26 protein-coding genes are annotated in these 23,115 nt (G+C 55.7%); 23 read left to right on the top strand and 3 right to left on the bottom strand.

Annotated features, from left to right (window positions below; genetic code table 11):
• Positions 1-20: 20 nt before the first annotated feature.
• The 10 genes from prs to mdcH all read left to right on the top strand — a co-directional run bounded on the left by prs (position 21) and on the right by mdcH (position 9,644).
• Positions 21-881, top strand: coding sequence for a ribose-phosphate diphosphokinase (gene prs, locus ACFX4U_RS19290; RefSeq protein WP_313509506.1), 861 nt, complete (start codon positions 21-23; stop codon positions 879-881).
• A gap of 13 nt (positions 882-894) precedes the next feature.
• Complete coding sequence (locus tag ACFX4U_RS19285; RefSeq protein WP_313509504.1) at positions 895-2,385, top strand: nicotinate phosphoribosyltransferase; 1,491 nt, start codon at positions 895-897, stop codon at positions 2,383-2,385.
• A 208-nt stretch (positions 2,386-2,593) separates the two neighbouring features.
• Entirely contained in the window at positions 2,594-4,249 is a 1,656-nt protein-coding gene (gene mdcA / locus ACFX4U_RS19280; protein WP_045507892.1) for a malonate decarboxylase subunit alpha, read from the top strand.
• Positions 4,249-5,106, top strand: a complete 858-nt coding sequence (locus ACFX4U_RS19275; RefSeq protein WP_313509499.1) for a triphosphoribosyl-dephospho-CoA synthase — start codon at positions 4,249-4,251, stop codon at positions 5,104-5,106. The genes mdcA and ACFX4U_RS19275 overlap by 1 nt, the downstream gene beginning before the upstream one ends.
• Positions 5,107-5,115: 9 nt before the next feature.
• Entirely contained in the window at positions 5,116-5,415 is a 300-nt protein-coding gene (mdcC, locus tag ACFX4U_RS19270) for a malonate decarboxylase acyl carrier protein (protein ID WP_020455512.1), read from the top strand.
• Complete coding sequence (locus ACFX4U_RS19265) at positions 5,408-6,244, top strand: biotin-independent malonate decarboxylase subunit beta (protein ID WP_313509496.1); 837 nt, start codon at positions 5,408-5,410, stop codon at positions 6,242-6,244. The genes mdcC and ACFX4U_RS19265 overlap by 8 nt, the downstream gene beginning before the upstream one ends.
• Entirely contained in the window at positions 6,241-7,041 is an 801-nt protein-coding gene (gene mdcE, locus ACFX4U_RS19260; RefSeq protein WP_305734837.1) for a biotin-independent malonate decarboxylase subunit gamma, read from the top strand. The genes ACFX4U_RS19265 and mdcE overlap by 4 nt, the downstream gene beginning before the upstream one ends.
• A 121-nt stretch (positions 7,042-7,162) precedes the next feature.
• On the top strand, positions 7,163-8,122 hold the full coding sequence (locus tag ACFX4U_RS19255) for an AEC family transporter (protein ID WP_313509493.1): 960 nt from the start codon (positions 7,163-7,165) through the stop codon (positions 8,120-8,122).
• Between the two features lie 2 nt (positions 8,123-8,124).
• Positions 8,125-8,745, top strand: coding sequence for a malonate decarboxylase holo-ACP synthase (locus ACFX4U_RS19250; RefSeq protein WP_313509490.1), 621 nt, complete (start codon positions 8,125-8,127; stop codon positions 8,743-8,745).
• Entirely contained in the window at positions 8,742-9,644 is a 903-nt protein-coding gene (gene mdcH, locus ACFX4U_RS19245) for a malonate decarboxylase subunit epsilon (RefSeq protein ID WP_313509488.1), read from the top strand. Before ACFX4U_RS19250 ends, mdcH begins: the two co-directional genes overlap by 4 nt.
• Here the strand turns inward: mdcH and ACFX4U_RS19240 are convergent.
• Together ACFX4U_RS19240 and ACFX4U_RS19235 are read right to left on the bottom strand one after the other, a co-directional pair.
• Positions 9,628-10,572, bottom strand: coding sequence for a LysR family transcriptional regulator (locus ACFX4U_RS19240; RefSeq protein WP_313509485.1), 945 nt, complete (start codon positions 10,570-10,572; stop codon positions 9,628-9,630). The two genes, mdcH and ACFX4U_RS19240, sit on opposite strands and share 17 nt — an antisense overlap.
• Before the next feature lie 27 nt (positions 10,573-10,599).
• A complete protein-coding gene (locus ACFX4U_RS19235; RefSeq protein ID WP_313509482.1) occupies positions 10,600-12,504 on the bottom strand; it encodes an ABC transporter ATP-binding protein in 1,905 nt (634 codons plus the stop codon).
• Positions 12,505-12,670: 166 nt separating this feature from the next.
• Between ACFX4U_RS19235 and kefG the strand changes: the two genes are divergently transcribed.
• From kefG to slyD, 4 genes are all read left to right on the top strand, one after another.
• On the top strand, positions 12,671-13,225 hold the full coding sequence (gene kefG, locus ACFX4U_RS19230) for a glutathione-regulated potassium-efflux system ancillary protein KefG (RefSeq protein WP_071925236.1): 555 nt from the start codon (positions 12,671-12,673) through the stop codon (positions 13,223-13,225).
• Positions 13,225-15,030, top strand: a complete 1,806-nt coding sequence (gene kefB, locus ACFX4U_RS19225; protein WP_200551410.1) for a glutathione-regulated potassium-efflux system protein KefB — start codon at positions 13,225-13,227, stop codon at positions 15,028-15,030. Before kefG ends, kefB begins: the two co-directional genes overlap by 1 nt.
• A gap of 10 nt (positions 15,031-15,040) precedes the next feature.
• Complete coding sequence (locus ACFX4U_RS19220; protein WP_017459891.1) at positions 15,041-15,241, top strand: YheV family putative zinc ribbon protein; 201 nt, start codon at positions 15,041-15,043, stop codon at positions 15,239-15,241.
• Positions 15,242-15,335: 94 nt separating this feature from the next.
• Positions 15,336-15,923 carry a peptidylprolyl isomerase gene (gene slyD / locus ACFX4U_RS19215; protein WP_017459892.1) on the top strand — a complete coding sequence of 196 codons (588 nt, stop codon included), beginning with the start codon at positions 15,336-15,338 and terminating at the stop codon, positions 15,921-15,923.
• A 158-nt stretch (positions 15,924-16,081) separates the two neighbouring features.
• Here the strand turns inward: slyD and ACFX4U_RS19210 are convergent, their stop codons facing one another.
• Entirely contained in the window at positions 16,082-16,300 is a 219-nt protein-coding gene (locus ACFX4U_RS19210) for a protein SlyX (RefSeq protein ID WP_305734844.1), read from the bottom strand.
• 238 nt (positions 16,301-16,538) lie between these two features.
• Between ACFX4U_RS19210 and fkpA the strand changes: the two genes are divergently transcribed.
• From fkpA to ACFX4U_RS19165, 9 genes are all read left to right on the top strand, one after another.
• Entirely contained in the window at positions 16,539-17,390 is an 852-nt protein-coding gene (fkpA, locus tag ACFX4U_RS19205) for an FKBP-type peptidyl-prolyl cis-trans isomerase (protein WP_313509476.1), read from the top strand.
• A 159-nt stretch (positions 17,391-17,549) separates the two neighbouring features.
• Positions 17,550-18,272, top strand: coding sequence for a transcriptional regulator (locus ACFX4U_RS19200; protein WP_017459895.1), 723 nt, complete (start codon positions 17,550-17,552; stop codon positions 18,270-18,272).
• Entirely contained in the window at positions 18,272-18,658 is a 387-nt protein-coding gene (tusD, locus tag ACFX4U_RS19195) for a sulfurtransferase complex subunit TusD (RefSeq protein WP_200551412.1), read from the top strand. Before ACFX4U_RS19200 ends, tusD begins: the two co-directional genes overlap by 1 nt.
• Positions 18,658-19,017: a sulfurtransferase complex subunit TusC gene (tusC, locus tag ACFX4U_RS19190; RefSeq protein ID WP_305734845.1), complete on the top strand. Its 360-nt coding sequence runs from the start codon at positions 18,658-18,660 to the stop codon at positions 19,015-19,017. Before tusD ends, tusC begins: the two co-directional genes overlap by 1 nt.
• 7 nt (positions 19,018-19,024) lie before the next feature.
• Positions 19,025-19,312 (top strand): sulfurtransferase complex subunit TusB, encoded by a 288-nt coding sequence (gene tusB, locus ACFX4U_RS19185; RefSeq protein ID WP_313509471.1) that lies wholly within the window; start codon positions 19,025-19,027, stop codon positions 19,310-19,312.
• Between the two features lie 124 nt (positions 19,313-19,436).
• Entirely contained in the window at positions 19,437-19,811 is a 375-nt protein-coding gene (rpsL, locus tag ACFX4U_RS19180) for a 30S ribosomal protein S12 (RefSeq protein WP_003023654.1), read from the top strand.
• A gap of 97 nt (positions 19,812-19,908) precedes the next feature.
• Complete coding sequence (gene rpsG / locus ACFX4U_RS19175; protein ID WP_007369802.1) at positions 19,909-20,379, top strand: 30S ribosomal protein S7; 471 nt, start codon at positions 19,909-19,911, stop codon at positions 20,377-20,379.
• Between the two features lie 99 nt (positions 20,380-20,478).
• Complete coding sequence (gene fusA / locus ACFX4U_RS19170) at positions 20,479-22,593, top strand: elongation factor G (RefSeq protein ID WP_312689579.1); 2,115 nt, start codon at positions 20,479-20,481, stop codon at positions 22,591-22,593.
• A 70-nt stretch (positions 22,594-22,663) separates the two neighbouring features.
• A partial coding sequence (locus ACFX4U_RS19165) for a GTP-binding protein (protein ID WP_040216622.1) occupies positions 22,664-23,115 on the top strand: 452 nt, incomplete at its 3' end.

Raw genomic sequence — 23,115 nt, 5'->3', positions numbered from 1 at the left:
TTGTTGGGTCGAGGTGAAAGATGGCGAGCAGAATCGAATTATTCATTGATAACGAGCAAGTTGTACTGAGCCATGGCGTCTTTCCGGATGGCGCCGTCTGGCTCAAAGTGACCGGCAAACTTCCGCCATTCGGCCAGCAGATGCGGGTGCGTGTTGCCGCGATGCGCGATATGAACGACTTCATGTTGCTGGCACAACTGGTGGACGCCGTTCGTCACGCCACCGATATCGCCGTGAGCCATCTGGAACTGGCGTGGTTGCCGTGGGCGCGTCAGGACAGGCATATGGTGCCTGGCGACAGCTTCGCGCTGAAAGTTTTCGCAAACTTACTCAACACACTCAATTTCAATAAAGTTTTTGTGCTCGATCCGCACAGCGACGCCGCTGCCGCAGCCATTAATAACTGCGTGGCTATCTCCCAGGAAAGTTGCTTAATGCAGAGCGAAACCCTGCGTCGCGCCATTGGCAATCGCGAGCTGATGCTGGTCGCGCCGGATGCCGGTGCGCTGAAGAAAATCCATAACGTAGCAAAAGCCAGTGGCGCGCAAGAGTACGCGATCCTCACGAAAGAGCGTGATGTCGCCACCGGAAACCTGACGGGCTTCGCGCTGGTGGCCGGAGACGTCGCGGGCAAAGATCTGCTGATCGTCGATGATCTTTGCGACGCGGGTGGAACATTTATTGGTTCAGCCCAGGTGTTGCGCGACGCCGGCGCCCGCAGCGTCAGCCTGTATGTCACGCACGGCGTCTTTTCCAAAGGGGTTGAGAACCTGCTGAATAACGGTATCGACGTGATTTACACCACCACATCCTTCACCTCGCCTGCACTGACGGACCCGCGAGTTGAACTGATCGACATTGACGCTATTTTCCGTGCTTAAGGGAGACAACATCATGAATATCAATCCGATTCTGGCTATCGACGGTTACAAAGTTTCGCACCGTGTGCAGTACCCGCAAGGGACAACGCAGGTTTATTCCAATTTCACGCCGCGTAGCGACCGCTTTTTTCAGTCGCCGATGGCGGACGGCAAGCTGGTGTTCTTCGGTCTGCAGGGTTTCCTGAAGTGGTTTATGGTCGATTTGTTCAACGACGGCTTTTTTGCTCGCCCGGAAGAGGAAGTCGTTAATGAATACAAGCAGGTGATGGATAACTATCTCGGCAGGGACGCCGTGGCGGTCGATCACATTCGCGCGCTGCACCGTTTGGGCTATCTGCCGCTGCACATTAAATCGCTGGATGAAGGCAGCAAAGTGCCGATGAAAGTGCCGGTTCTGACTATTATCAATACCCGCGAAGAGTTTTTCTGGCTGGTGAACTACCTGGAAACGGTGCTTTCCGCCGAACTGTGGAAAGCCTCCACCAACGCCACCATTGCGCACCACTACCGGAAAATTTGCGAACAATGGGCAGCAAAAACCTGCACGGATTTATCGCACCTCGATTTCCAGTGCCACGACTTCTCGTTTCGTGGCATGGCTGGCCTGCACGATACAGCGCAGGCGGGCGCAGGGCACTTACTGAGTTTTAAAGGCACCGACAGTATTCCCTCTCTGCTGTATGCCCGCGATCACTACACCGCTGGGGAAGAGTACTTTATTGGTGCCAGCATTCCGGCGACCGAGCACAGCGTGATGTGCATGGGCGAACACGACCATGAAATCGAAACCTTCCGCCGCCTGATTGCTGATATCTATCCGCAGGGATTTGTCTCTATCGTCTCCGATACGTGGGATTATTGGCGCGTACTGACGGAATATACCCGCGAACTGAAACAGATAATCCTGGGGCGTGACGGGCGCGTGGTATTCCGTCCGGACAGCGGTGATCCGGTAGACATCCTGTGCGGTACAGGCGCGGATGATGACACGCGTGCAGAACGTAGCCCGGAGGAGAAAGGTTCGGTCGAAGTGCTGTGGGAAATCTTTGGCGGCACGGTCAATGAGAAGGGCTACAAAGTGCTGGACCCGCACGTTGGTCTGATTTACGGCGACTCCATTACCCTGGCGCGCGCCAATGAGATCCTGCGCCGTCTTGAGGCCAAAGGTTTTGCCAGTTCTAACGTGGTATTCGGCGTCGGCTCGTTTACCTATCAGTACAACACCCGTGACACCTTTGGTTTTGCGATGAAAGCCACCTGGGGCGCGGTAAACGGTGAAGGCCGCATGATTTTTAAAGAGCCAAAAACCGATAACGGCCTGAAACGTTCGGCGCGCGGGTTATTGCGTGTGGATCGCGATGCGCAAGGCGAACTGCAACTGCACGATGAGCAGAGCTGGGAGCAGGAAAAAGGCGGTGAACTGAAAACCCGCTTCCTCGACGGCAAGCTTTATCAGACCGAGCATTTCGAGCAGATTCGCCAGCGCCTGGCGAACCAGCATTAATCCTCAGCTGGCGGTACGCCCGTACCGCCAGCGCCATAAGCCTTTCTTCTGATGTGGAAATTGACACACATCACAAATACTTTCATTTAATTATTACTCTCAGGCTAATGATTTGGCCGCCTCCTTAATTGATGGCTTTCTCACCACGGCGCACACTGAGTTCAGTGTTAAGCAAGTCAAAATGATGAGCTGAATCAGGAGGTTAATAATGTTATCTGGGCAAACGCCAGCACAGGTATGGAACACGCGGCGCAGCGAGAAACAGCGCCGCCTGGCGTCCATTCCGGTGCAGGGCAAGGTACTGCCGACCGGCGACCTTGTCGCCATGCTGGAAAAACTGATTGCACCGGGCGACCGTGTGGTGCTGGAAGGGAACAACCAAAAACAGGCAGATTTCCTCTCGCGAACACTTGCCGAAGTCAATCCGCAGAAAGTCCACGACCTGCATATGATTATGCCGAGCGTCGGGCGCAGTGAACACCTTGATATCTTTGAAAAAGGCATTGCCCGCAAGCTTGATTTCTCCTTCTCTGGTACCCAGAGTCTGCGCATCTCGCAACTGCTGGAGGATGGTCTGCTGGAAATCGGTGCGATCCACACTTACATCGAGCTTTACTCCCGCCTGTACGTTGACCTGTGCCCGAATGTGGCGCTGATTGCCGGTTATAAAGCGGACCGCAAAGGTAACCTTTACACCGGCCCAAGCACCGAAGATACCCCGGCGCTGGTTGAAGCCGCCGCCTTCCGCGATGGCATCGTTATCGCTCAAGTTAATGAGCTGGTGGATGACGAATGCGACCTGCCGCGTGTGGATATCCCCGGTTCCTGGATCGACTACGTCGTTGTCGCCGACAAACCGTTCTTTATCGAACCGCTGTTTACCCGCGACCCGCGCCTCATCAAGCAAGAACACATTCTGATGGCGATGATGGCCATCAAAGGTATCTACGCCGAGCATCAGGTGCAGTCGCTCAACCACGGTATCGGCTTTAACACCGCAGCCATCGAACTGCTGCTGCCGACCTACGGTGAGCAGCTCGGTCTGAAAGGCAAAATCTGCAAACACTGGACGCTGAACCCGCACCCGACGCTGATCCCGGCGATTGAAAGCGGCTGGGTGGAAAGTGTGCACTGCTTCGGCGGCGAATTGGGGATGGAAGAGTACATCCGCGCCCGCCCGGACGTGTTCTTCACCGGTTCAGACGGTTCCATGCGTTCCAACCGTGCGTTCTGCCAGTTAGCCGGTCAGTACGCCGTCGATATGTTTATCGGCTCAACGTTACAAGTCGACGGCCTGGCGAATTCCTCCACCGTGACGCGCGGTCGTCTCTCGGGCTTTGGTGGCGCGCCAAACATGGGTCACGACCCGCATGGTCGCCGCCACGCAACACCGGCCTGGCTGAACATGATCACCGAACCTGATCCGATGCAGCGCGGTAAAAAACTGGTGGTGCAGATGGTGGAAACTTTCCAGGCCGGTGCGAAACCCACCTTCGTGGAAAAACTCGACGCCGTGGACGTGGCGAAAACCTCCGGCATGCCGCTGGCTCCGGTGATGATTTATGGCGATGACGTGACGCACGTGCTGACCGAAGAGGGGATTGCTTACCTCTATCGCGCCGAAAGCCTTGAAGAGCGTAGGGCGATGGTCGCGGCGGTGGCGGGGATCACCGATATCGGTCTGGGCGTTGACGCCAAACGTGTCGCCCAGCTTCGCCAGAGCGGCAAAGTGGTCTACCCGGAAGATATGGGCATTCGCCGCACTGACGCCACCCGTTCGTTGCTGGCAGCCAGCAGCGTCGCGGATCTGGTTGAGTGGTCTGGCGGGCTGTACAACCCACCTGCGAAGTTCCGGAGCTGGTAATGAAACTTCTGCCACGGATTGACGCTGAAGGCGGTGCCGAATGGTTGGCGCGAACCGCCACACTGTGTCTGATTGACGAAGCACGATTAAGCCCGAAGCCCGGTCTGGTGGACAGCCGGGGGAACGGCGCGCATCACGATTTAACGCTCGAACTGATGGAGCGTTCCGCGCACAGCCTGACCCCCACATTTCAGGCGCTGGCGCAACAAAGCTGGCGACGGCCAGCGGATGTGGCGCTCAGACAAACCATTGGGCGATTAGGTCGGGAAGGTGAGCAGCAGATGATGGCGGCCACCGGTGGCGTAAATACCCATCGCGGCGCGATCTGGGCATTAGGGTTGCTGGTAAGCGCTGTAGCGATGTCGGGCGGTAGCGCACCGGCACAGGAGATTGCCGCCACGGCCGCAAAGCTGGCGCAACTGCCGGATGACGCTGCGCCGAAGCTATTCAGCAAAGGGTTGCGCGCCACGCACCGTTACCGGGTACCGGGCGCGCGTGAAGAGGCGCAGCAAGGCTTTCCGCACATTATCAAGCTGGCGTTGCCGCAGTTGCAGCACAGCCGCCAGCGCGGCAGCAGCGAAGCGCAGGCCAGGCTTGATGCACTGATGGCCATCATGACCTCGCTCAGCGATACCTGCGTGCTTTCCCGCGCGGGGCTGGAAGGTCTGGAGGCGATGCGCCTGGGGGCGAGCGCGGTGCTGCAAGCCGGTGGCGTTGCGTCAAAGGCCGGTCAGCAAGCGTTAGCCGAACTGGATGCGCGGATGCTGGCGCTGAACGCGTCGCCGGGCGGCGCGGCAGATTTACTCGCGGCGACACTGTTTCTCGATCGCATGACCACGCCTTATTTAGCGAATTAAGAGGAAGTTATGGAACACATTACGATAACCGTGCCTGCTGGCCGCGCATTACGCGGCAAAGCGCTGGCGGGCGTTGTGGGCTCCGGGGATATGGAGGTGTTATTCACCGCCGACCAGGGGCAAACACTGACAATTGAGATCACCACCTCCGTGGATAACAGCCGTGGACGTTGGGAAGCGCTGTTCAACCGTCTGGGTCTGGTAAGCACGCTGCCTGCGGGCCAGCTTGTGATCCACGATTTCGGCGCGACGCCCGGTGTGGCGCGCATCCGTATCGAACAGGTATTCGAAGAGGTGAGCTATGCGTGACGATCGCAGTTTTATCGAACTCAAAGCGCGCCAGCGCGCACAGGCGCTGCTTGATGACGGCAGCTACCGCGAATTACTGGATCCGTTTGAAGGCATTATTTCGCCGTGGTTAGGGCCACAGGGCATTGTGCCGCAGGCGGACGACGGCATGGTGGTCGCCAAAGGCACCATTAATGGCCAGCCGGCGGTTGTGGTGGCGATTGAAGGCGCGTTCCAGGGCGGCAGCATGGGCGAAGTCTCCGGCGCGAAAATGGCGGCGGCACTTGAGCTGGCTGCGGAAGATAACCGTAACGGCATCCCGACTCAGGCGGTGCTGAGCCTTGAAACCGGTGGCGTGCGCTTGCAGGAAGCCAACCTCGGGCTGGCGGCGATTGCTGATATTCATGCGGCAATTGTTGACCTGCGCCGCTACACGCCGGTTATCGGCATCGTTGCCGGTACGGTTGGCTGCTTCGGTGGGATGTCTATCGCCGCTGCGCTCTGTAGCTACCTGATTGTGACGCGCGAAGCGCGTCTCGGTCTGAACGGCCCGCAGGTTATCGAACAGGAAGCCGGGATTGAAGAGTACGACTCCCGCGACCGTCCGTTTATCTGGAGCATGACTGGCGGCGAAGTGCGTTATCGCAGCGGGCTGGTGGATGCGCTGGTCGGCGACGGCATCAATGCAGTGAAACAGGCGATGAACGAGGCAATTGCCAAAGGCGTGCCTGCCAAACATCGCACCGATAAGTACGACGATTATTTGCAACGTCTGACCCACTTCGACACCCGCAAACAAGCGGATGCCGAACAGATCAGCGCGTTGTTTGCCGGGGAGGGGAAAGCATGAGTACGACAGTAAGCCGCGGCGCGTTATGGCTGGAGAAACTGGCGCCGAATGCAACACGTCTGAGCGGGCTGTGTCCGTCCGTGCAGGCAGCCGATGGCAAGGTTAACGGCGAAGCCGTGCGTTTTATCGCCGTGGTGCCGGATGCCAACAACCATTATCCGCGTGCGGCAAAAGGTGAGGTCGGTCTGCTGGAGGGCTGGACGCTGGCGAAAGTGGTGAGTGAAACCGTTGCCGCCGATACCAACAACAGCGTGAAGCGCCCAATCATTGCGGTGATTGATGTGCCAAGCCAGGCCTATGGTCGCCGCGAAGAAGCGTTTGGTATTCATCAGGCACTAGCCGGTGCGGCTGCGGCCTATGCCAATGCGCGGCTGGCGGGACATCCGGTGATTGGTTTGATCGTCGGTAAAGCGATGTCCGGAGCGTTTCTGGCCCACGGCTACCAGGCAAACCGCCTGATTGCCTTTAACGATGCGGGTGTGCTGATCCACGCGATGGGCAAAGAATCGGCGGCGCGCATTACCTTGCGTACCGTGGAGGCGCTGGAAAAACTGGCGGCCACCATTCCGCCAATGGCTTATGACATCAGTAACTATGCGACGCTGGGGCTGCTTGCCGATCTGCTGAACATCAGCAACCCGGACGCGCCATCAGACGCCGATCTGGCGCAGGTGCAGAGCACGTTGCACCAGGCCATCAATGACGCTCGTCAGGACACCACGTTGAAAAACCGTCTGGGTGCTGACAACCGCCGCAGCTCCGCTCTCGTGCGCGAACGCATGAAAGCGAGCTGGTAAGTAAAAAGAAACCTGCCAGATAGCAACGCATGGGCGCGCACGCCGCGCTCATGCGCTACTGAAAATAATAACCATCGCGCTAGTGCTATTTCTTTTCCTTTTAAAGGCTTACAGGTGATTTATGACTTACGTAATTGTTCATGCCCTCGCACCGATATTCGTCATCATGTTGCTGGGTTTCTGGGCGGGAAAGGCCAAAATGGTCGACAACAAAAACGTCTCCCTGCTGAATATTTTTGTGATGGATTTTGCCCTGCCCGCAGCGCTGTTTAGCGCTACCGTTCAGACGCCGTGGACCGGGATCATCGCGCAGTCGCCGCTGATTCTGGTACTGACGCTCTCCATGTGGATTACCTATGCCGCCATCTACTTCCTGGCGACCTCGGTTTTCAAAAAATCACCGCAGGATGCCGCCGTGCTGACGCTGACTGTCGCACTGCCGAACTACGCCGCGCTCGGCCTGCCGATCCTGGGCAGCGTGCTGGGTGAAGGTTCGTCGACATCGCTCTCCGTTGCAGTTTCTATCGCCTGTGGTTCAGTGCTGATGACGCCGTTCTGCTTACTGATCCTTGAGCGTGAAAAAGCGCGAGCCGCGGGTGACAACACCGGTTCTACGCTGGCGATGCTGCCGGTACTGATGTGGCGCTCGGTGAAAAAACCGATTGTCTGGGGGCCGCTGCTGGGCGTGGTGCTCTCCGCTATCGGCATTAAAATGCCGGAGCTGGTGCTGGCATCCATCAAACCGCTCGGCCTCGCTGCGACGGCTGCGGCGCTGTTCCTGACCGGTGTGATCCTTTCGGCGCGAAAACTGGCGATTAACACCATGGTTATTTCTGCCACCATCACCAAGCTTTTGATCCAACCGGCGATTGCGTGGGGGATTGTGCTGGTGTTTGGTCTGCACGGCTCGGTGGCAATCACCGCTATCCTGATGATTGCGCTGGCTGCGGGCTTCTTCGGTGTGGTATTTGGTAACCGCTTTGGCGTGCAATCGCCGGATGCAGAAGCCGTGCTGCTGTTGAGCTCTGTGCTCTGTATCCTGTCGCTGCCGCTGTTTATCTCGCTGACTTCAGGACTGTAATCATGACCGCAACATTACGCCCGCACGATCTGCTCTGGCTTCGCGCACAAGGTGCGCTGGAAGGGGTAACCGAACCCTGGGTTGCCGAGATCTGGCACGCTGGTTTACCGGTGGTGGTGCGGCGTGATGTTGCACAAAACGGATGCATTCCCGTTGGCGTGCGCGGCCTGCGCCGCGACCAACGCGCGGCGGGGTGGGTAAAGCCTGAACAGGTCATCCGTGTGGTCTCACCCGAACAACTGGTCGCACCGCAAGAACTGCCGCGCTCGCCGTTTATCTCCCAGCCGCCGGTACAACTGGCGCTGCAACTGGCGCAGTTTAGCTGGCCGTGGACGTGGGGAGTAACCGGCAGCAGCGGTTATGCGCTGGCGACTGGTATTCCGGTTATCCATGCGACCAGCGATCTCGACTTGCTGATCCGCGCGCCGGAACCGCTCTCCACCCGCGATCTGGCCCGCTGGCAACAGCAGCTTAGCGGCGGGCTTTGCCGGGCGGATACCCAGGTAGAAACCCCGAATGGCGGCTTTGCCCTAGCCGAGTGGCTGCGTGACGGGCGGGTAATGCTGAAAACCAACCACGGGCCGCGCCTGGTGAGCGACCCGTGGCAAAGGGAGGATTCATGAAGATCATCTTTACTTTTCCGGGGCAGGGGACACAGCGTCCGGGAATGTTACAGGCGCTTCCCGGCAGTGAAATAGACGAAGCTCGCGACGTGTTGGGGGCGGAAATCGACACCCTCGATACCGCCGAATCACTAAAACATACCCGCGCAGTACAACTGGCGCTGCTGATTGCCGGTGTCGCCTGGGCGCGTGAATTACAGCGGCGTGGCGTGCGTGTTGATATCACTAGTGGCCTGTCGATTGGCGCGTATCCGGCGGCGGTGATCGCGGGTGCGCTCGATTTTCAGGATGCGCTGCGTCTGGTGGCCTTGCGTGGTGATTTGATGGAACAGGCGTATCCGCACGGTTACGGGCTGACGGCGATTATGGGGCTGACGTTGCCCACAGTGGAAACGCTGATCGAAGGCAGCGGAGCCTATATCGCTAATCTCAATGCCGAAACGCAGATTGTCATTGCCGGTAGCGATGAGGCGATGGCGCAGGTGGCGCAACGGGCCTTAGCAAAAGGGGCCAGCAAGGCGCAGCGCCTCGCGGTCAGCGTACCTTCGCACTGCGCATTGCTGGAAAAACCCGCCGAAAAACTGGCGCAGGCGTTTGCGGATGTGACGTTCCGCCGCCCGCAGTGCGCTTACTTAAGCGGCAGCACCGGGCGCGTGTTGTGGCAGCCGGAGAAAATCGCTGACGATCTGGCGTGGAATATGGCGCGCACCGTGCGCTGGCAAGAGGCGGTCGTTGCCGCTAACGAACGTGACGCGCGGCTAGCGATTGAAATGCCGCCGGGCGGTATTCTCACCTGCCTGACACGGCAAGCCGCGTGGAACGGCGAAAGCATTTCGCTGGAGCGCAGCGGTGTGGATGTGGCGGTGCATCTGGCGAATCGCCTCAGGATGCAGGCGTAATGTTTTCTTGCAGGCTGCGGGCGTACATGCGGCCTTCCGCCGCCAGCGCCAGTAAGTTGGGATCGCGCTCGCGGTTGCGGGAAAAGACAATGGCGATCAATTGCTGCATTTGATACGGCTCGGCAAGGCGCAACATCTGCACGGATCCTTCGTAGACTTTCTTCATTCTTCCCGGCATCAGCGTAAACCCGACGCCCGCCTGCACCAGGCTCAGCATGGAGAAGATGTCATTCACGCGGGTGACAATTTCCGGCTCAAAACCGGCAATGTGAAATGCTTCCTGAAAACCGGCATAGGTGGCGAAACCTTCGGCCAGCGAGACAAATTTTTGCGTGCGGTAGTCGCGCAGATCGGCAAGGGTATCGGTTTCAAGCGTGGCGCTCGCTGGTGCGGCAAGGAAGATGTCGTCATGAAACAGCGGCAGAACTTCGAGGTTGTTGCGGTCGATTTCGCTTTCTGAAATGGAGATCAAAATCGCGTCAAGGCTGCCTTCCTCAAGCATATGCAACAGCGTTTCGTTTGAGCCCATCGTCAGACCCATCTCCAGATCCGGACGCCGCAATTTCATTCCCATTATCAGCCGCGGTACGGTTTCCAGCGTCAGGGAGTAGAGCGTACCGACGCGCAACCGCCCCTGGCCAACGCCGGCGGTTTTACGCGCCTCATCCAGCCCGCGCTCCATTAACTGCGTCACTTCCTGGCAATACTCCAGCAGCGTCCACGCGGCAGGCAGCGGGATAAGGTTACGGCCTTTATGGGCAAACAGCGGGCAACGGACATTCTCTTCCAGCGTGTGCAGCGCGCGGTGTACGCTCACACCGCTGAGATTGAGCGCTTCGGCGGCGCGCGCAATATTGCCTTTTTCCATAAAGGCCATGAAGATGCCCAGCTTGCGAAACGTAATGTCGTTGGTGATATCCAGATTCATAAGCTCTCCCGCCGCCGTTGTTGCGTGTTACTCCCCTTGCAACATGGCTTCCAGTTGCTCGTGCGCTTCCAGCCAGGCCATCTCGCACTCTTCAAGGCCCGATTTTGCCGCCGCCTGCTGTTGCAAACAGGTGGTTAATTCCGCTTTGCGGCTTTGATCGTAAAGACCGCTGTCACCGAGCTTCTCCTCAGCCTGCGCCAGCTGGGCGTTGAGTTTTTCCATCTCTTTTTCCAGCCGGGCAATCTCTTTACGCAGCGGCTGAGTTTGCGTACGTAGCTCGGCTTCCCGGCGCTTCTGATCTTTACGCGCCTGCGCGCTGTTGGCGCTCTCTTTTACCGTATCCGCAGGCTGGCTTTCCTGTTTTTGCACGTCGCTCAGCCACTGCTGGTAATCTTCCAGATCGCCTTCAAACGGCTCAACTTTGCCGTCGTGAACCAGGTAGAGATCGTCTGTGGTGGAGCGAATCAGGTGGCGATCATGCGACACGACCACTAACGCGCCTTCAAACTCAATCAGCGCTTCGGTCAGCGCCTGGCGCATATCCAGATCGAGGTGGTTGGTCGGTTCATCGAGCAGCAGCAGGTTTGGACGCTGCCAGACGATCAACGCCAGCACCAGACGCGCTTTTTCGCCGCCGGAGAAGCGCTCGGTGATTTCCGTGACTTTATCGCCCTGGAAACCAAAGCCGCCCAGGTAATCGCGCAGTTTCTGCTCCAGCTCCTGCGGTGCGAGGCGCGCCAGGTGTTGCAATGGCGATTCGTCAGCGCGTAAAAACTCCAGTTGATGCTGGGCGAAGTAACCGAGCTTAATGCCTTTCGCCAGCCCGATTTCACCGCTCTGCGCCGCCAGTTCACCTGCCAGCAGTTTGATAAGCGTGGATTTACCCGCGCCGTTACGTCCCAGCAGGCCAATGCGCGAACCCGGCACCAGATTCAGCTTGATGGCGTTCAGAATGGTGCGATCGCCGTAACCGGCGCTCACTTTTTCCATCTTTAATAGCGGGTTGGGCAGGCTTTCCGGTGGGCGGAAGCTGAAGTGAAACGGGTTATCGACGTGTGCTGGCGCAATCAACTCCATGCGCTCAAGCATTTTGATGCGGCTTTGTGCCTGTTTCGCTTTACTGGCTTTCGCTTTGAAGCGGTCGATAAAGCTTTGCAGATGCGCAACGCGCTGCTGCTGGCTTTCATAAGTGGCCTGCTGCTGGGCAAGGCGCGTGGCGCGCTGGCGCTCAAACGAGCTGTAGTTGCCGGTATATTCGAACAGGCTTTGTTGCTCGATATGCAGAATTTTGTCCACCACCGGATCGAGGAAATCGCGGTCGTGGGAAATCAGGATCAGCGTCCCCTGGTAGCTTTTCAGCCACTTCTCCAGCCAGATCACTGCATCGAGATCGAGGTGGTTGGTCGGTTCATCAAGCAGCAGTAAGTCGGAGCGGCAAATCAGCGCCTGTGCGAGGTTTAAACGCATACGCCAGCCACCGGAGAAGTCGCTTACCGGGCGCTCCAGTTGCTCGTTGCTGAAACCCAGACCGTGCAGCAGGCTGGACGCGCGCGAGCGAATGGTCCATGCATCAATCGCGTCGAGTTTACCGTGCACGGTGGCGATGGCGTGACCATCGTTACGCTCGTTGGCGGCGTTCAGTTCGGTTTCAAGCTGGCGGTATTCGCGATCGCCATCGATCACATAGTCTATAGCCGCTTCATTTAACGCCGGCGTTTCCTGGTTCACCCATGCCAGTTGCCAGGTGCCGGGAAACGTGAAGCTGCCGCCGTCGGCACCGATCTCGTTTTTCAATAGCGACAGCAGCGTGGATTTGCCGCAGCCGTTTTTACCCACCAGGCCTACTTTCTGGCCCGGGTTAATGGTGGCTGTGGCGTTATCCAGCAGGACACGCACGCCGCGACGAATTTGTAACGAGGAGAAAACAATCATAAGGCGCCGTATGTTCAGACTATGTTAATTTGTCATTATGATAATGTAAGAGTGCGGCCTAAAGACGCACCGGGGCCGCAATGGTAGCCCAAAATGAAGATGATAGACAAAATCATTCTGGCAGCGCCCACAGGCCGCTCGCCAGAGTTTGACACCCGGGAGGGGAATGATGTCGCAGACAGCGAAAGTGTTGCTGCTGTATGCCCATCCGGAATCACAGGACTCGGTGGCTAACCGGGTTTTGCTTAAGCCGGCAACGCAGCTGCAAAATGTCACGGTGCACGATCTTTATGCCCGTTACCCTGACTTTTTTATCGATATTCCTTATGAACAGGCGTTGCTGCGCGAGCATGACGTCATTGTGTTTCAACATCCCTTATATACCTACAGTTGCCCGGCGCTGCTCAAAGAGTGGCTTGACCGTGTGTTAAGCCGTGGCTTTGCCAGCGGCATTGGCGGGAACCAACTCGCGGGAAAGTATTGGCGTAGCGTGGTCACTACCGGGGAACCGGAGGCCGCGTATCGCCATGATGGGCTTAACCGCTACTCCATGAATGACATTTTGCGCCCGTTTGAGCTGACTGCCGCCATGTGCCGTATGCACTGGTTAAGCCCGATTATTGTGTACTGGGCGCGCCGGCAACAGCCGCAGGAGTTGGCGAGTCATGCCAAAGCTTATGGTGACTGGCTGGCGTCGCCGTTGCCTGTGGGAGGCCGTTAATGGAAGGTTCCGCGCTGTTACTGGCCGGTGTGTTGTTTCTTTTCGCGGCAGTTGTCGCCGTTCCGCTTGCCGCACGTTTAGGGATTGGCGCGGTGCTCGGCTATTTGCTTGCGGGTATCGCGATTGGCCCGTGGGGGCTGGGGTTTATCAGCGATGTAGATGAAATCCTCCATTTCTCCGAGCTGGGCGTGGTATTCCTGATGTTTATCATCGGGCTGGAGCTGAACCCGCGAAAACTTTGGGAGCTTCGGCGCTCCATCTTTGGCGTGGGTGCCGCACAGGTGCTGCTCAGTGCGGCGATCCTCGCCGGGCTGCTGATGCTGACGCAATTCTCCTGGCAGGCGGCGGTGATTGGCGGTATCGGTCTGGCGATGTCATCCACCGCGATGGCGCTGCAACTGATGCGCGATAAAGGCATGAACCGCAGCGAGTCCGGTCAACTGGGATTTTCGGTGCTGCTGTTTCAGGATTTAGCGGTGATCCCGGCGCTGGCGCTGGTGCCGCTACTGGCAGGCAATGGCGATGAGCATCTCGACTGGATGAAAGTTGGCATGAAAGTGCTGGCGTTCGCGGGCATGTTGATTGGCGGGCGCTACTTGCTGCGGCCTGTGTTCCGCTTTATTGCCGGTTCCGGGGTGCGTGAAGTGTTTACCGCCGCCACGTTACTGTTGGTGCTTGGTTCGGCGCTGTTTATGGATGCGCTGGGGTTATCAATGGCGCTGGGAACCTTTATCGCTGGCGTGTTGCTGGCCGAAAGCGAATATCGCCACGAACTTGAGATCGCGATCGAGCCTTTTAAAGGGCTGCTGCTGGGGTTGTTTTTTATCTCCGTTGGCATGGCGCTGAACCTCGGCGTGCTCTATACCCATCTGCTATGGGTGGTGCTGAGCGTTGCGGTGCTGGTGGCGGTAAAATCGCTGGTGCTGTATGGGTTGTCGCGGATATACGGTTTGCGCAGCTCGGAGCGTATGCAGTTCGCCGGTGTGTTAAGTCAGGGTGGTGAATTCGCATTTGTTTTGTTCTCTTCCGCATCTTCTCAGCGTCTGTTCCAGAACGATCAAATGGCGCTGCTGCTGGTCACCGTCACGTTGTCGATGATGACCACACCGTTGCTGATGCGTGGCGTGGATAAACTGCTCTCCCGGCGTTTTAACACCCCGGAAGATGAAGATGAAACCCCATGGGTGGAAGATGATAAACCCCAGGTGATTGTGGTGGGGTTTGGCCGTTTTGGTCAGGTGATTGGCCGCCTGTTAATGGCAAATAAGATGCGCATTACCGTGCTGGAGCGCGATATCAGCGCCGTCAATCTGATGCGTAAATATGGATATAAGGTCTATTACGGGGATGCAACGCAGGTGGAATTGTTACGCTCGGCAGGCGCGGAAGCGGCGCAATCGATCGTCATCACCTGTAATGACCCGCTGGATACGATGAAGCTGGTGGAGATTTGCCAGCAGCATTTTCCGAACCTGGCAATCCTGGCGCGCGCTCGCGGGCGTGTGGAAGCGCATGAACTCCTGCAGGCTGGTGTGACGCAGTTTTCCCGCGAGACGTTCTCCAGTGCGCTGGAGTTAGGGCGTAAGACGCTTATTTCGCTGGGGATGCATCCACATCAGGCTCAGCGTGCGCAACTGCACTTTAAACGTTTGGATATGCGTATGCTGCGCGAGCTGATGCCGGTGCATACCGATACGATGCAAATTTCCCGTGTCCGCGAAGCGCGGCGCGAGCTGGAGGAGATTTTCCAGCGTGAAATGCAGCAAGAGCGTCGCCAGCTGGATGGTTGGGACGAGTTTGAATAAGGGGAATCGAATGGCTGTACGAAAACGTTTTATCGCCGGGGCGGTTTGCCCGGCATGCCAGGCGAAGGACTCAATGGCAATGTGGCGTGAGAATAATGTCGATATTGTTGAGTGCGTTAAGTGTGGGCACCAGATGCGTGAAGCGGATAAAGAAGCCCGCGAGCATGTTCGCAAAGATGAGCAAGTGATTGGCATTTTTCATCCGGACTAGCGAGATCGGGCAGCTTTTTTTAAGCTAAAGGGTACACGGGTGCAGAATTCCGCTACAATCTGCGCCAGTAATTTTCCCACGCTCAGGAGATATCATGAAAGTAGCAAAAGACCTGGTGGTCAGCCTGGCCTATCAGGTACGTACAGAAGACGGTGTATTGGTTGATGAGTCTCCGGTGAGTGCGCCGCTGGACTACCTGCACGGTCACGGTTCCCTGATCTCTGGTCTGGAAAACGCGCTGGACGGTCACGAAGTCGGCGACAAATTCGATGTGGCCGTTGGCGCGAACGACGCTTACGGTCAATACGACGAAAACCTGGTGCAGCGCGTACCGAAAGACGTCTTTATGGGCGTTGACGAGTTGCAGGTTGGCATGCGCTTCCTGGCAGAAACCGACCAGGGCCCGGTACCGGTAGAAATCACCGAAGTGGAAGACGACCACGTTGTTGTTGACGGAAACCACATGCTGGCTGGCCAGAACCTGAAGTTCAACGTTGAAGTTGTCGCTATTCGCGAAGCAACCGAAGAAGAGCTGGCTCACGGCCACGTTCACGGTCCGCATGGTCACGATCATGACCACGACCACGATCATGACGGTTGCTGCGGCGGCCACGGTCACGATCACGGCCATGACCACGGTAAAGGTGGTTGCGGCGGTAATGGCGGTTGCGGCTGCCACTAATACGCATTGTTTTTCGCGCCGCAGGGCTGTTGGCTTCGCTTTCAAACCCCGGTTGCATCGTTTTCTATGCTCCCGGGGATTTTCAAGTTTGCCGCCTGCCTGCAACACGAAATCCATAGCGTCATTGATGAGCGGGGAAACCCGCTTTTTTTACGCCATTAATAATGGGGCGGCGGCGTCTCTTCTGAAGGGGAGGCCATGTGCGATGGCTGGCTCGCTTTGAGTTTTTCCGCCATTAACCGCAGATGTTCGCGCAGCTTCGCCATTTCCAGTTCATGGGCGACAACCGTCTGGTTCAGTTCCTCGATGGTCCTCTCCTGAAAAGCCAACCGGCTTTCCAGTTCCGCCAGTCGCGCTTCTATTGTTAACTCTTGCATACATTACCTCTGGATTGCGTCCGGCCTGGTTTTCGTTAAACGGGCGAATTTTACTGAACTTTGCCGCCAGGTACAGCTTTGGCAAAGAAAAGCAGAAACTTATTTAAACAAAAATAGTCAGAAAACAGGTGAATTCAGGTGGTGTCCTTATGTTGATTTCCACCGCAACGCTTTATAGTACGTCTCTTACATTTTTGTTTAACCCTGGGGCGAGATGCCCCGGCCCCTGGAGAAATGGATGAAATCACTGTTTAAAGTCACGCTGCTGGCGACCACGATGGCCGTCGCCCTTCACGCACCGATCTCTTTCGCTGCCGATACCGCTGCAAAGAAAGAACCGGCTGCAGCAGCTGACAGCAAAGCGGCATTTAAAAATGACGACCAGAAATCCGCCTATGCGCTGGGCGCTTCGCTGGGCCGCTACATGGAAAACTCGCTGAAAGAGCAGGAAAAACTGGGTATCAAACTGGATAAAGCTCAGCTGATCGCCGGTGTTCAGGACGCGTTTGCCGATAAGAGCAAACTGAGCGACCAGGAGATCGAACAAACCCTGCAAGCGTTTGAGACGCGTGTGAAAACTGCCGCGCAGGATCGCATGGAAAAAGACGCTGCTGACAACGAAGCAAAAGGCAAAGCCTTCCGTGACACCTTCGCCAAAGAGAAAGGTGTGAAAATCTCTGATACCGGTCTGCTGTACAAAGTAGAGAAAGAAGGTACCGGTGATGCGCCGAAAGACAGCGACACGGTTGTTGTGAACTACAAAGGTACGCTGATCGACGGTAAAGAGTTCGATAACTCTTACACCCGTGGTGAGCCGCTCTCTTTCCGTCTTGACGGTGTTATCCCTGGCTGGACCGAAGGCCTGAAAAACATCAAGAAAGGCGGCAAGATCAAACTGGTTATCCCACCGGCACTGGCTTACGGGAAAACGGGTGTTCCGGGCATTCCGGCTAACTCCACGCTGGTATTTGATGTCGAGTTGCTGGATATCAAAGCCGCACCGAAAGCAGATGCCGCAGCGCCAGAAGCTGCACCGGCAGCGGGCGATAAAGCTGCTGACGCGAAAGCCGCAGACACCAGTAAGAAATAAAATTTGCAATAGCGCCGCCTTCGGGCGGCGTTTTTTTTTGCAGCAGGGATATAATTCTGGAAAGCTTAACCTACGATGTATTAATTTATATCCCCATATAAATACTGAGCCTGCCCTGAAAACATAACGACAGGTTCCTGAAAAGGAGTGTTTTTTTTCATGTCCAGGTCGCTATTAACCAACGAAACCAGTGAACTTGATTTGCTGGATCAACGTCCTTTCGATCAGACCGACTTCGATATCCTCAAATCCTATGAAGCGGTGGTGGACGGGTTAGCGATGCTCATTGGCAGCCACTGTGAAATCGTTTTGCACTCCCTGCAAGATTTGAAATGTTCCGCAATCCGTATTGCCAATGGCGAACACACAGGGCGTAAAATTGGCTCGCCCATCACCGATCTCGCTCTGCGCATGCTGCATGATATGACCGGCGCCGACAGTAGCGTATCGAAGTGCTACTTCACGCGCGCGAAAAGCGGTGTGCTGATGAAGTCCGTCACTATCGCTATCCGTAACCGCGATCACCGCGTGATTGGCCTGTTATGCATCAACATGAACCTTGATGTGCCGTTCTCACAGATCATGAGCACCTTTGTGCCGCCGGAAACGCCTGATGTTGGCTCTTCGGTGAACTTTGCTTCCTCGGTGGAAGATCTGGTCATGCAAACGCTGGAGTTCACCATTGAAGAGGTCAACGCCGATCGTAACGTTTCTAACAACGCCAAGAATCGCCAGATCGTACTGAACCTCTACGAGAAGGGGATCTTTGATATCAAAGACGCTATCAACCAGGTCGCCGATCGCCTCAACATTTCAAAACACACCGTTTATCTCTATATCCGCCAGTTCAAAAGCGGTGATTTTTCCGTACAGGATCGTTAATGCGTTTTGCCCTGATGGTCACCGGCCCGGCGTATGGAACCCAACAGGCCAGCAGCGCGTACCAGTTTGCGCAGGCGCTACTGGATGCCGGGCATACGTTAGCCAGCGTCTTTTTTTATCGCGAAGGGGTGAGCAACGCGAACGCGCTCACGGCGCCCGCCAGTGATGAATTTGACATGGTTCGCGCCTGGCAGCGCCTGCATGAGGAACACCAGGTCGAGTTGCATATCTGTGTTGCCGCCGCGCTGCGTCGCGGCGTTGTTGATGATGCCGAAGCACAACGTCTGGCGTTATCTGGCGCAAACCTGCAAGCCGGTTTTTCACTGACCGGCCTTGGCTCGCTGGCGGAAGCCGCGCTCTCTTGCGATCGGGTGGTGCAATTCTGATGCAACGTATCGCCTTTGTATTTACTTCTGCGCCGCATGGTTCCGCTTCCGGTCGCGAAGGGCTGGATGCGTTGCTGGCGACTTCAGCGTTTACTGATGATATCGGCGTGTTTTTTATTGGTGATGGGGTATTCCAGTTACTGGCCAATCAGCAGCCGGACGCGGTATTAGCGCGCGATTACATCGCGACGTTTAAAGTTCTGCCGCTTTATGACATCGAACAGTGCTGGCTGTGTGCGGCTTCCCTGCGTGAACGTGGATTAGGTGAAGAGACAACCTTCGTGTTGCCGGCTCAGCGTCTGGAACCGGACGCGCTGCGCGAAAAACTTGATAGTTACACCGTCGTTCTGACCTTTTGAGGCATTTATGCTGCATACCTTGTCCCGCTCTCCCTGGCAGTGTGATATGGCGGCGATGCTCCGTTTGCTGCGCCCTGGCGACGATCTGCTGCTGCTTTCAGATGGCGTAACCGCCGCCTTGCAAAACGGGCGCTATGTTGAGTTATTGCTAAACGCCCCCATAACTGTGCACGCGCTTAAAGAAGATATCGATGCCCGTGGTCTGGGTGGTCAAATTTCAAGCAGTGTCGTCAGGGTTGGCTATACTGATTTCGTTAGTCTGACGGTGAAAAACGCTGTTCAGATGCATTGGTAATGTGTGATCGCTGTATATTTCTTGACACCTTTTAAGCACAGCCATAAAATTCTGCGTCCTCATATTATATGAGGCCGTTTTATTACGTGTTTACGAAGCAAAAGCTAAAACCAGGAGCTATTTAATGGCAACAGTTAACCAGCTGGTACGCAAACCACGCGCTCGCAAAGTTGCAAAAAGCAACGTGCCTGCGCTGGAAGCATGCCCGCAAAAACGTGGCGTATGTACTCGCGTATATACTACCACCCCGAAAAAACCGAACTCCGCACTGCGTAAAGTATGTCGTGTTCGTTTGACCAACGGTTTTGAAGTGACTTCCTACATCGGTGGTGAAGGTCACAACCTGCAGGAGCACTCCGTGATCCTGATCCGTGGCGGTCGTGTAAAAGACCTCCCGGGTGTTCGTTACCACACTGTACGTGGCGCGCTCGACTGCTCCGGTGTTAAAGACCGTAAGCAATCTCGCTCCAAATACGGCGTGAAACGTCCTAAGGCTTAATGGTTCTCCGTTAAGTAAGGCCAAACTGTTTTAACTTTAATGTCAAACTAAACTCTTAGAGTTTTGGACAATCCTGAATTAACAACGGAGTATTTCCATGCCACGTCGTCGTGTTATTGGTCAGCGTAAAATTCTGCCGGATCCGAAGTTCGGATCAGAACTGCTGGCTAAATTTGTCAATATCCTGATGGTAGACGGTAAAAAATCTACTGCAGAAGCAATCGTATACAGCGCGCTTGAGACCCTGGCTCAGCGTTCTGGTAAAAATGAACTGGAAGCTTTCGAAGTAGCTCTCGAAAACGTGCGCCCGACTGTCGAAGTTAAGTCTCGCCGCGTTGGTGGTTCTACTTATCAGGTTCCGGTTGAAGTTCGTCCGGTTCGTCGCAATGCTCTGGCAATGCGTTGGATCGTTGAAGCTGCTCGTAAACGCGGTGATAAATCCATGGCTCTGCGCCTGGCGAACGAACTTTCCGATGCTGCGGACAACAAAGGTACCGCAGTTAAGAAACGTGAAGACGTTCACCGTATGGCCGAAGCCAACAAGGCGTTCGCACACTACCGTTGGTAATCCCTTCGGAGTTTTAGTCACATGGCGGGCGCTTCAAGCAAGTGGCCCGCCGTTTGGCAACTTAAATCTGAACGCCTAAAGAGACAAACGAGGAATCAAATGGCTCGTACAACACCCATCGCACGCTACCGTAACATTGGTATCAGTGCGCACATCGACGCCGGTAAAACCACGACTACCGAACGTATTCTGTTCTACACCGGTGTAAACCACAAAATCGGTGAAGTTCATGACGGCGCCGCAACCATGGACTGGATGGAGCAGGAGCAGGAGCGTGGTATTACCATTACCTCCGCAGCGACTACCGCATTCTGGTCTGGTATGGCGAAGCAGTATGAACCGCATCGCGTAAACATCATCGACACCCCGGGGCACGTTGACTTCACCATCGAAGTAGAACGTTCCATGCGTGTTCTTGACGGTGCGGTAATGGTTTACTGCGCCGTTGGTGGTGTTCAGCCGCAGTCTGAAACCGTATGGCGTCAGGCAAACAAATATAAAGTTCCGCGCATCGCGTTCGTTAACAAAATGGACCGCATGGGCGCTAACTTCCTGAAAGTTGTTGGTCAGATCAAATCCCGTCTGGGCGCGAACCCGGTTCCGCTGCAGCTGGCAATTGGTGCTGAAGAAGGTTTCACTGGTGTTGTTGACCTGGTGAAAATGAAAGCCATCAACTGGAACGATGCAGACCAGGGCGTAACCTTCGAATACGAAGATATCCCGGCTGAGATGCAGGATCTGGCTGACGAATGGCACCAGAATCTGATCGAATCCGCTGCTGAAGCTTCTGAAGAGCTGATGGAGAAATACCTGGGTGGTGAAGAACTGACTGAAGAAGAGATCAAAAAAGCTCTGCGTCAGCGTGTTCTGAACAACGAAATCATCCTGGTAACTTGTGGTTCTGCGTTTAAGAACAAAGGTGTTCAGGCGATGCTGGATGCGGTAGTTGACTACCTGCCGTCCCCGACTGACGTACCTGCGATCAACGGTATCCTGGACGATGGTAAAGATACTCCGGCTGAGCGTCACGCAAGTGATGAAGAGCCGTTCTCTGCGCTGGCGTTCAAAATCGCTACCGACCCGTTTGTTGGTAACCTGACCTTCTTCCGTGTGTACTCCGGTGTGGTTAACTCTGGTGATACCATCCTGAACTCCGTGAAATCTGCACGTGAGCGTTTCGGTCGTATCGTTCAGATGCACGCTAACAAACGTGAAGAGATCAAAGAAGTTCGCGCTGGCGACATCGCTGCTGCAATCGGTCTGAAAGACGTGACCACTGGTGACACCCTGTGTGACCCGGATCACCCGATCATTCTGGAACGTATGGAATTCCCGGAACCGGTAATCTCCATCGCGGTAGAACCGAAAACCAAAGCTGACCAGGAAAAAATGGGTCTGGCTCTGGGCCGTCTGGCGAAAGAAGACCCGTCATTCCGCGTATGGACTGATGAAGAATCTAACCAGACCATTATCGCCGGTATGGGTGAGCTGCACCTCGACATCATCGTTGACCGTATGAAACGTGAATTCAACGTTGAAGCGAACGTCGGTAAACCTCAGGTTGCTTACCGCGAAGCGATTCGTGCGAAAGTTACCGATATCGAAGGTAAACACGCTAAGCAGTCTGGTGGTCGCGGTCAGTACGGTCATGTTGTTATCGACATGTACCCGCTGGAGCCGGGCTCTAACCCGAAAGGTTACGAGTTCATCAACGACATCAAAGGTGGTGTAATTCCTGGCGAATACATCCCGGCCGTTGATAAAGGTATCCAGGAACAGCTGAAATCTGGCCCGCTGGCGGGTTACCCGGTAGTTGATCTCGGTGTGCGTCTGCACTTCGGTTCTTACCACGACGTTGACTCCTCTGAACTGGCGTTTAAACTGGCTGCGTCTATTGCCTTTAAAGATGGCTTTAAGAAAGCGAAACCAGTTCTGCTTGAGCCGATCATGAAGGTTGAAGTAGAGACTCCGGAAGAGAACACCGGTGACGTAATCGGTGACCTTAGCCGTCGTCGCGGTATGCTGCGCGGTCAGGAATCTGAAGTTACTGGCGTTAAAATCCACGCTGAAGTTCCGCTGTCTGAAATGTTCGGATATGCAACTCAGCTGCGTTCTCTGACCAAAGGTCGTGCGTCTTATACTATGGAATTCCTGAAGTATGATGATGCGCCGAACAACGTTGCTCAGGCCGTAATTGAAGCCCGTGGTAAATAAGCCGCAGGGTTAAAACCAAAGTCCCGTGCTCTCTCCAAAGAGGGAGAGCACTATAGTAAGGAATAAAGCCGTGTCTAAAGAAAAATTTGAACGTACAAAACCGCACGTCAACGTCGGTACTATCGGCCACGTTGACCATGGTAAAACTACTCTGACCGCTGCAATCACTACCGTTCTGGCAAAAACCTACGGTGGTTCTGCTCGCGCATTCGACCAGATCGATAACGCGCCGGAAGAAAAAGCTCGTGGTATCACCATCAACACGTCTCACGTTGAATATGACACCCCGACTCGCCACTACGCACACGTAGACTGCCCGGGCCACGCCGACTATGTTAAAAACATGATCACCGGTGCTGCGCAGATGGACGGCGCGATCCTGGTTGTTGCTGCGACTGACGGCCCGATGCCGCAGACCCGTGAGCACATCCTGCTGGGTCGTCAGGTAGGCGTTCCTTACATCATCGTGTTCCTGAACAAATGTGACATGGTAGATGACGAAGAGCTGCTGGAACTGGTAGA

It is taken from the genome of Kosakonia sp. YIM B13588, assembly GCF_042788165.1.
In the GTDB taxonomy this organism is placed as follows: domain Bacteria; phylum Pseudomonadota; class Gammaproteobacteria; order Enterobacterales; family Enterobacteriaceae; genus Kosakonia; species Kosakonia sacchari.
Note: the sequence above shows the minus strand (reverse complement) of the source record. Positions and strands in the feature narration are given on the sequence as shown.